The sequence below is a fragment of the Legionella sp. km772 genome (genome assembly GCF_003989735.1).
Lineage (GTDB): Bacteria > Pseudomonadota > Gammaproteobacteria > Legionellales > Legionellaceae > Legionella.
Map to the genome: position 1 here is coordinate 44529 of NZ_RZGQ01000004.1, position 8481 is coordinate 53009.

The window sequence follows — 8481 nt, forward strand, 5'->3', positions numbered from 1 at the left end:
GGTTCTATTAAATAAAAAATTAACAAACCGCATCTGCATTCTCCAGCTTTTTTAATTTATAAAGTAAATCTAAAGCTTCTTTGGCACTTAAAGAATCAGGATCAATAGTGGCTAATAAATTAAGTATTGGAGAGGGTTGCGGATTCAGTACGGGCGTTGGGGTTTTAAAATCCCGCTGATCGTTTTGATTTAAGTGGTTTAAATGTTGATGGGCCAGTCTTAATACTTCTTTGGGGATACCCGCGAGTTCAGCAACTTCTAAACCATAACTCCGGCTTGCTGGCCCCTGCTCGACCTTATATAAAAAAGCAATCTGACCGGTATCGACAGAGGCTTGTAAATGAACATTGCGTATGCAAGGCCATTGATTAGGTAATTCAGTAAGTTCAAAATAATGAGTTGAAAATAAGGTATAGGCTTTAATTTTTGTCGCTAAATAAGCACAACTACCATAGGCAAGTGCCATGCCATCGTAGGTGCTGGTTCCTCTACCAATTTCATCGATTAATACGAGACTTTTTTCTGTCGCTTGCCGTAAAATTTGTGCTGTTTCCGTCATTTCAACCATAAAAGTGGAGCGTCCGGACGCTAAGTCATCGCTTGCACCTATGCGGGTAAAAATTCTATCTATTGGTCCAATTATAGCTTTTTTAGCAGGAACAAAACTCCCGATATGAGCCATCAGTACGATCAAGGCGGTTTGACGCATGTAGGTCGATTTTCCGCCCATATTGGGACCTGTTATAATCAAAATATGCTGTTGAGGATCTAAATGAAGATCATTAGCAATAAATTGTTCTTTGACTAATTGTTCAATTACCGGATGACGGCCTGATTGAATTAATAGGCCAGAAGTAGGACTTAGCTCTGGACAATTCCAATTAAACGTTTGGGCACGTTCAGCAAGATTAGCGAGCACATCTAATTCCGCTAAAGCACGAGCGAGATGGCTTAAAATGAGAATGTGCTCTTGTAGGGCTATTAATAAATTATCATAAAGCCATTTTTCCCGGGCCAGAGCCTTTGTTTGGGCAGAAAGAACTTTTTCTTCAAATAGTTTTAACTCAGGTGTAATGTAGCGCTCCACATTTTTTAAGGTTTGTTTTCTGTGGTAATGGCTCGGTGCTTTGTCTGCTTGAGTTTTAGACAGTTCGATATAGAAACCTTGGACATTATTAAAACCAAATTTCAAGGATGATAAACCAGTTTTTTGTTTTTCTTCATTTTCAAAGCTGGCAAGTTTTTGTTGAGCATTAGTACTTAACATGGATAACTCATCGAGCTCTTCATCAAAGCCAGGAGCAATAACACCGCCATCGCGAATAAGCATGGGAGGATTGTCTATAATCGCTTTTTCAAGGAGTTGTTGGATCAAAGGTAAAGGTTTTAGATGCTTTTTAAGTTGATTAATTAATGTTGTGGTATTTTCCTCTAAGAGGTCATTGAGGCCAGGTAGTAAAGCTAAAGTGGTGCGCAAAGCGACTAAATCGCGTGGACGCGCTGATTTTAATGCGATCCGAGAAACAATACGCTCTACATCATAACTTTGCCGTAGTAATTCATGAATCGCTTGGAGCTGTTGGCAATTGATAAGCTCCTGTATCGTTTGTTGGCGTTCTTGAATTTTAGATCTTTGCGTCAAAGGCTGGCTTAACCAACGTTTTAATAGGCGGCTCCCCATAGCGCTTGCCGTATTATCTAAAATGGCGGTCAAGCAGTTTTCTTTGCCGCCTTGAAGGGTTTCAAAAAGTTCTAAATGTTTCTGGGTTGCGGCATCCAATTGTAAATAGTCTTGAGAATGTTCAAGAGTTAATTCATTTAAATGGGGTAGGGCTTGTTTTTGCGTGGTTTGCAAATAGGCAAGCAAAGCGCCTGCGGCGGTAAAGGCGACTGGATACTCTTGATGGCCAAATGCGGAGAGATCGGCAACTGCGAATTGTTCTTTAATTAATTTTTGCGCTTGAGCGTCATTAAAATCCCAACCAGGTCTTAGTTTTATAGGATAATCACTACAATACTGATGTAGAGGTGAATTTTCTTGTATTAAAAGTTCTGCCGGTCTTAAGCGGGTTAATTCAGTACTTAATTGGGTTAAATCGTGTACTTCGAGCAAGTGAAAACGTCCGCCACTTAAGTCTACCCAAGCAAGCCCAATGGCTTTTTTATCCTGATGAAGCGTTAAAAGTAAGTTATCCCTTTTGGCATCCAGTAAGGCTTCGTCGGTTATGGTTCCTGGAGTAATGATACGGGTTACCTGGCGTTCCACGGGACCTTTGCTGGTAGCGGGATCACCAATTTGTTCGCAAATAGCCACTGATTCGCCTTTCTTAAGAAGACGGGCTAAATAATTTTCAACCGCATGATAAGGTACACCTGCCATAGGAATAGGTTTATTAGCTGATTGGCCCCGATGGGTTAAGGTTAAATCTAGTAGAGTGGCGGCCCGTTTGGCATCTTCAAAAAATAACTCATAAAAATCACCCATACGATACAATAAAAGCATGTCTGGATAGTCTGCTTTTATACGTAAATACTGTTGCATCATCGGTGTGTGAGTAGTCATAAATCATTTTTCAAAAATTCACGGTGCAGGAATCTTATCAAAATCGCGATACTAAGTCAGTAAAGGACAAAATCGATGTGTCTTATTTGTGCATAAAAGGAATAATTTATTTTATTTTTTATAGACTAAGAGATAAATCCTTCCCTTAATGCTATTATTTGCTAGAATTAAATTGATTTTAAATAAAAAATATAAAGGGAGATGATTATGACTCGTTTAATGATGGTAGCTGCTGCTAGCTTATTAACTTTAGTATTAACTGGTTGTGGTGAAGACAACAAGCCTGCTGAGCCTGCTGCTACAACAACTACTACTCCAGCTGCTCCTGCGGAAGCTACTAAGCCTGCTGATGAGCAAAAGCCAGCTGAGCAACACTAATTTTTTTGCTTTTTTAAAGAAAACCCCATCGAGTATGGGGTTTTCTTTATTTAGATAATTATTATGATTTCATTAATTGCCTTACTCCAGGAATTAGCCTCAGTCCTTAAAGATTTAAATTGGCAGCTTGTTACTGCTGAGTCTTGTACGGGAGGATTGATTGCTAGCTCGATCACTGATTTGCCAGGTAGTTCTGCGTGGTTTGAGCGCGGTTTTATTACTTATAGTAATTTAGCTAAGCAAGAAATGTTGGATGTATCGGAAGAGTTAATTATTCAGCATGGGGCAGTAAGCAAAGAAGTAGCGGGTGCTATGGTTACCGGCGCTTTACACCATAGTGTGGGTCAAATTGCCTTAGCGGTAACCGGAATAGCTGGCCCTGATGGTGGTAGTATAGAAAAACCCGTGGGGACGGTATGTTTTGCTTGGGCCATCCGGGATTTAGCACCGCAAATATTAAAAAAACGCTTTCAAGGAACACGCCAAGAAATTCGTCTAGCCGCAGCGTATGAGGCTTTAAATGGTGTTCTTACCTTAATAAAGAAAAGGAGCCGATAAGTCTCCCGCTCCTATTCTTGCCCTCATAAATACGTATAAATCTCCCCGAGCTCATAATAAGAATTAATTGCCGCTTCCTCACATCTGTGTGATAATTTTGTTTTGCATCTACTCTTGGAATCAATAATGGAAGACAATAAACAAAAAGCATTAGCAGCAGCATTATCTCAAATTGAGCGTCAATTCGGCAAAGGTTCAGTGATGCGTATGGGCGATAGCAATGTGGCTCGCGATATTGAAGCTATTTCTACAGGCTCTTTAGGCCTAGATATTGCATTAGGAATCGGTGGCTTACCAAAAGGGCGTATCGTTGAGATTTATGGCCCCGAATCATCTGGTAAAACCACATTAACGCTTCAAGTCATCGCTGAATGCCAAAAAGCCGGTGGAACGGCAGCGTTTATTGATGCTGAACATGCTTTAGATCCTAGTTATGCCCAAAAACTAGGCGTGAATGTGGATCAGTTATTAGTTTCACAGCCTGATACAGGAGAACAAGCATTAGAAATTACTGATATGCTGGTTCGCTCTGCTGCAGTGGATGTAATTATTATCGACTCCGTCGCCGCCTTAACACCAAAAGCTGAAATTGAAGGCGAAATGGGTGATTCGCACGTAGGATTACAAGCTCGATTGATGTCCCAAGCCTTACGTAAATTAACAGCAAATATTAAACGTTCTAATACTCTTGTAATCTTCATTAACCAAATTCGTATGAAAATTGGTGTAATGTTTGGTAGTCCAGAAACCACAACCGGCGGTAATGCCTTAAAATTCTACGCTTCTGTGCGTTTAGATATTCGTCGTATTGGTTCTATCAAAAAAGGTGAAGAGATTTTAGGAAGTGAAACGCGGGTGAAAGTGGTGAAGAATAAAGTAGCACCTCCCTTTAAACTTACTGAGTTTGATATTCTTTATAACGAAGGTATTTCTCGTGAAAGTGAAATTATTAACCTTGCCGTGCAATTGAATCTTATTGAAAAAGCAGGAGCTTGGTACAGTTATAAACAAGAAAAAATTGGGCAAGGTAAAGAGAACGTCCGTTTATATTTGAAAGACCACCCTCAAGTGGCTGAAGAGTTGGAAAAGCAAATTCGCACTGAATTATTAACCAATAATCTAGCGATGCTGTCGCCAGCTAGCGAAGATGCGTTTGAGACGATAGATGACTAAGGTTTTAGATTGTGCTTTACGCCTGTTGACTAGGCGTGAGCACAGCGCTAAAGAATTAAGTGAAAAACTAAAGCAGAAAGGGTTTAAGGCCGAGGAGATAGAAGATACCTTAGAATCCTGTCAACGTCTTAATCTACAAAGCGATCAACGCTTTGTTGAACTGTATATTCGTTCTCGAATTCGTCAAGGATATGGCCCATTAAAAATTACCCAGGAATTAAAGCAAAAAGGCGTTGATTCTGAACTTATTTATAAAGAGATAAAGCTAGAAGGGCCAAATTGGCTGAACTATGCCCTAACTGTATGGGAAAAAAAATGCAAAGGGCAAATTAATTTATCTTTTCAAGAAATTCAAAAACATCAACGTTTTTTACTTTACCGCGGTTTTGATATGGATATAATCTCTCAAGTAGTAAAAGAATGGACTTAATGGTTGCTGGGAGCGTATAGCTCGCCTATGGACCTATATTCCTCAAGATAGCTCCCTTTATAATTGCATTTTAACTAACAGGTAAGTAGTAGATAATGAAAAGTTCTGAAATTAGACAAGCCTTTTTGGATTATTTTAAACAGCATGGCCATCATTTAGTAGAGTCCAGTTCTTTGGTTCCAGGTAATGATCCAACCTTATTATTTACTAATGCGGGTATGGTGCAATTTAAAGATGTATTTTTAGGACTTGAACATCGTTCTTATCAGCGAGCCGTAAGTTCGCAACGCTGCGTGCGTGCTGGAGGCAAGCATAACGATTTAGAAAACGTAGGTTACACCGCTCGTCACCATACTTTTTTTGAAATGTTAGGAAATTTTAGCTTTGGTGATTATTTTAAACGCGAGGCTATTCAGTTTGCCTGGGATTTCTTAACAAAGGTACTTGGTTTGCCTGAAGAACGTTTATGGGTCACTGTATATAAAGAGGATCAAGAGGCAGAAGACATTTGGCTTAAGGAAATGAAAGTATCCGCGGAGCGTTTTTCTCGCTGTGGTGAAAAAGATAATTTTTGGTCAATGGGTGACACAGGCCCTTGTGGTCCTTGCACTGAGATTTTCTATGATCACGGCCCCGAAATTGCTGGTGGCCCGCCAGGAAGCCCTGATGAGGATGGTGATCGCTATATTGAAATTTGGAATCTGGTATTTATGCAGTTTAATAGGGATAAAGAGGGACAGCTTCATCCTTTACCTAAACCCTCTGTAGATACAGGGATGGGCCTAGAGCGTCTTGCAGCCGTAGTTCAAGGTGTTCACAGTAACTATGAAATCGATAGTTTCCAGTATTTAATTCAGGCCATAGCTAAACTAGGGGAGGATATTGATTTACATAATACTTCTTTAAAAGTTATTGCCGATCATATCCGCTCTTGTTCTTTCCTAATTACAGATGGGGTGATGCCAGGTAATGAAGGACGAGGTTATGTTTTAAGACGCATTATTCGTAGGGCTGTGCGTCATGGGAATAAATTGGGGTTAGCTACACCCTTTTTCTCTAAATTAGTACAACCGCTAATTGAGGTAATGGGAGATGCTTATCCTGAATTAGGCGCAGCCAAAGCCCAGGTAGAAAAGGTGTTAACGCAAGAAGAAAATCAGTTTGCCCGTACTTTAGAACAAGGTTTACGTCTTTTACAGGAGCACATTCAAACCTTAGATGGAAAAGAAATTCCTGGCCATATCGCATTTAAACTTTATGATACCTATGGTTTTCCTATCGATCTAACCGCCGATATCGCTCGGGAACAAGGTTTACAAGTAGATATGGATGGTTTTAATCAGTTCATGCAACAGCAAAGAGAACAATCTCAAGCAGCGAGTCAATTTACGACGGATTATCACGCCAGCTCTCAAATAGATCATTGTTCTGAATTTCATGGCTATGATAAGGAAAACATGGAGTCTATTGTCCTTGCTTTATTGCAAGATGGCAAAGAAGTTGAGGAATTAAATCAAGGCTCTAAAGGCGCTATTATTCTTGATCATACGCCATTTTATGCAGAAAGTGGGGGACAGATTGGCGACAGAGGTCTTATTGTCGCGAATGATCTGCAATTTAGAGTAGAGGATACCCAAAAAATTGGGCAAGCAGTGGTTCATTACGGTGAAGTAGTTGAAGGCCATCTTACTCTTAAACAGAACGTTCATGCTAAAATCGATAAAATACGCCGCGATGCAATACGCTTAAATCACACGGCAACTCATTTATTACATGCTGCCTTAAAGAAATTAATAGGCCCTCATGTGCAACAAAAAGGCTCTTTAGTAGATGCAGAACGGGCACGCTTTGACTTCTCACATTTTGAAGCCTTAAATGCTGAGCAAATTAAGCAGATTGAAACTTTAGTTAATGAACAAGTGAGAGCAAATTTTGAAGTTGAAACACAACTCATGGATATTGAGTCCGCTAAGAAAAGTGGCGCAGTAGCCCTATTCGGGGAGAAATATGCTGAAAAAGTTCGTGTCTTAACTATGGGGGATTTTTCTAAAGAGCTATGTGGTGGTACCCATGCTCGTCGAACTGGTGATATCGGTTTATTTAAAATCACCGCTGAATACGGTATTGCAAGTGGCGTACGGCGTATCGAAATGGTTACTGGGGCCCATGCTTTAGTATGGATCAATGAACAGCAAAATCTATTAAATGAGCTTGCGCTGTTATTAAAAACATCTATCCCTTTAATTAAAGAGAAAGTAACACAAGTTTTACAAGACAACAAAAACCAAGAAAAAGAAATTTCTCGCTTTTTACAAGAAAAAGCTAAACAATCCGGCGCTAATATGCTCAATGAAGTAGAACAAGTTAAGGGTATTAACTTAATAGTTAAGCGTATGGATGGGGTAGACAATCAAACAATGAGAAATACCTTAGATCAATTGAAAGATAAGTTAGAACCCATTGTTATTGTTTTATTCGCTATCGATCAACAAAAAATGAACGTGATTGCGGGAGTAAGTAAGAGCATCATTGGAAGAGCTCCGAGTGCAGCAGATTTAGTACGGCATCTTTGTGGCAAAGGTGGTGGGCGTGATGATATGGCGCAAGGCGGTGGTTTAGTGCCTAGTGATTTAGAAGCGCGTATTAACCAAATTAAAGGCATGATCACTGATTAGTCTGCAGTACTTGATCCACAATTTCTGTGGATAGGTCTGTATACAGGCTCTTGAGAAAATGGATAAGGTAAGTTGGGTAGAATCAACTTACCTTATTTTATTTCTGAATGGTTTAACCTGCTACCGTGGGCCGTGTCCCTAATTCCTCTTGTAATTTTTCCACCGCCTCTAGGGACTTAGTTTGTATAGGCTTAAACACAGTAGGGAAGTAGTTGATAGTCACTACGGCAATAACAGCATTGACGAGCCTTATAGCAAGATTAGTTAAATAATCGCCCCAGCCCAAATCTCTTTCCAATGTTGGCTTAGCTTGATTAATTGCTTTTTCACAGGCGTTAGCGAATATTTTTTGGGCGTGCTCCTTGTTCATTCCCAGCAAAAGATGCTTTTCATGATTTTGTCGGGCTTTTTGCAATTGAGCTAACAAGTCGGTAGCAACTTGATGAGCTTCGGCAGCATGATGTTGTTCTATTTTACCGATATTAGAGTTTAAACCGGTTAATGCACGGTCTATTTTTTGCAATATAGGTTCAATCTCAGCTTTCTTTAACGAGGTATTGAGATCGAGCTTGTGTTGATTATGAACTCATGTTACGCACGGTCAATTTTAAGCTGCCATATTTTTAAGCTCCTGCCAAGCAATCTGGTTCGCTCTAAGAATCAATTTGTACTTAATAGCAAAGTGATTTAAATGAGTTTTTATC

Annotated in this window: 7 protein-coding genes; 5 read left to right on the forward strand and 2 right to left on the reverse strand. The window is 39.8% G+C overall.

The features are described 5' to 3' along the window. Window positions 1–19: 19 nt before the first annotated feature. Complete coding sequence (gene mutS, locus ELY15_RS01180) at window positions 20–2563, reverse strand: DNA mismatch repair protein MutS (RefSeq protein WP_127097830.1); 2544 nt, start codon at window positions 2561–2563, stop codon at window positions 20–22. A gap of 207 nt (window positions 2564–2770) precedes the next feature. Here mutS and ELY15_RS16015 point away from each other — a divergent pair, with 207 nt between their 5' ends. The 5 genes from ELY15_RS16015 (at window position 2771) to alaS (ending at window position 7777) form a co-directional block, all read left to right on the forward strand. Beyond that, window positions 2771–2941, forward strand: coding sequence for a hypothetical protein (locus ELY15_RS16015; protein ID WP_158617392.1), 171 nt, complete (start codon window positions 2771–2773; stop codon window positions 2939–2941). 63 nt (window positions 2942–3004) lie between these two features. Continuing rightward, complete coding sequence (locus ELY15_RS01185; RefSeq protein ID WP_127097831.1) at window positions 3005–3499, forward strand: CinA family protein; 495 nt, start codon at window positions 3005–3007, stop codon at window positions 3497–3499. A gap of 126 nt (window positions 3500–3625) precedes the next feature. After that, window positions 3626–4672, forward strand: a complete 1047-nt coding sequence (gene recA, locus ELY15_RS01190; RefSeq protein WP_127097832.1) for a recombinase RecA — start codon at window positions 3626–3628, stop codon at window positions 4670–4672. After that, window positions 4665–5102 (forward strand): recombination regulator RecX, encoded by a 438-nt coding sequence (gene recX, locus ELY15_RS01195; RefSeq protein WP_127097833.1) that lies wholly within the window; start codon window positions 4665–4667, stop codon window positions 5100–5102. Before recA ends, recX begins: the two co-directional genes overlap by 8 nt. Before the next feature lie 95 nt (window positions 5103–5197). Continuing rightward, window positions 5198–7777: an alanine--tRNA ligase gene (alaS, locus tag ELY15_RS01200; RefSeq protein WP_127097834.1), complete on the forward strand. Its 2580-nt coding sequence runs from the start codon at window positions 5198–5200 to the stop codon at window positions 7775–7777. Window positions 7778–7889: 112 nt separating this feature from the next. Here the strand turns inward: alaS and ELY15_RS01205 are convergent, their stop codons facing one another. After that, on the reverse strand, window positions 7890–8300 hold the full coding sequence (locus ELY15_RS01205) for a hypothetical protein (protein WP_127097835.1): 411 nt from the start codon (window positions 8298–8300) through the stop codon (window positions 7890–7892). Window positions 8301–8481 lie beyond the last annotated feature (181 nt).

Bases quoted from the DNA above. Each gene is read 5' to 3' on its own strand.
- mutS (WP_127097830.1), bottom strand. From the start codon at position 2,563: ATGACTACTCACACACCGATGATGCAACAGTATTTACGTATAAAAGCA.
- ELY15_RS16015 (WP_158617392.1), top strand. From the start codon at position 2,771: ATGACTCGTTTAATGATGGTAGCTGCTGCTAGCTTATTAACTTTAGTA.
- ELY15_RS01185 (WP_127097831.1), top strand. From the start codon at position 3,005: ATGATTTCATTAATTGCCTTACTCCAGGAATTAGCCTCAGTCCTTAAA.
- recA (WP_127097832.1), top strand. From the start codon at position 3,626: ATGGAAGACAATAAACAAAAAGCATTAGCAGCAGCATTATCTCAAATT.
- recX (WP_127097833.1), top strand. From the start codon at position 4,665: ATGACTAAGGTTTTAGATTGTGCTTTACGCCTGTTGACTAGGCGTGAG.
- alaS (WP_127097834.1), top strand. From the start codon at position 5,198: ATGAAAAGTTCTGAAATTAGACAAGCCTTTTTGGATTATTTTAAACAG.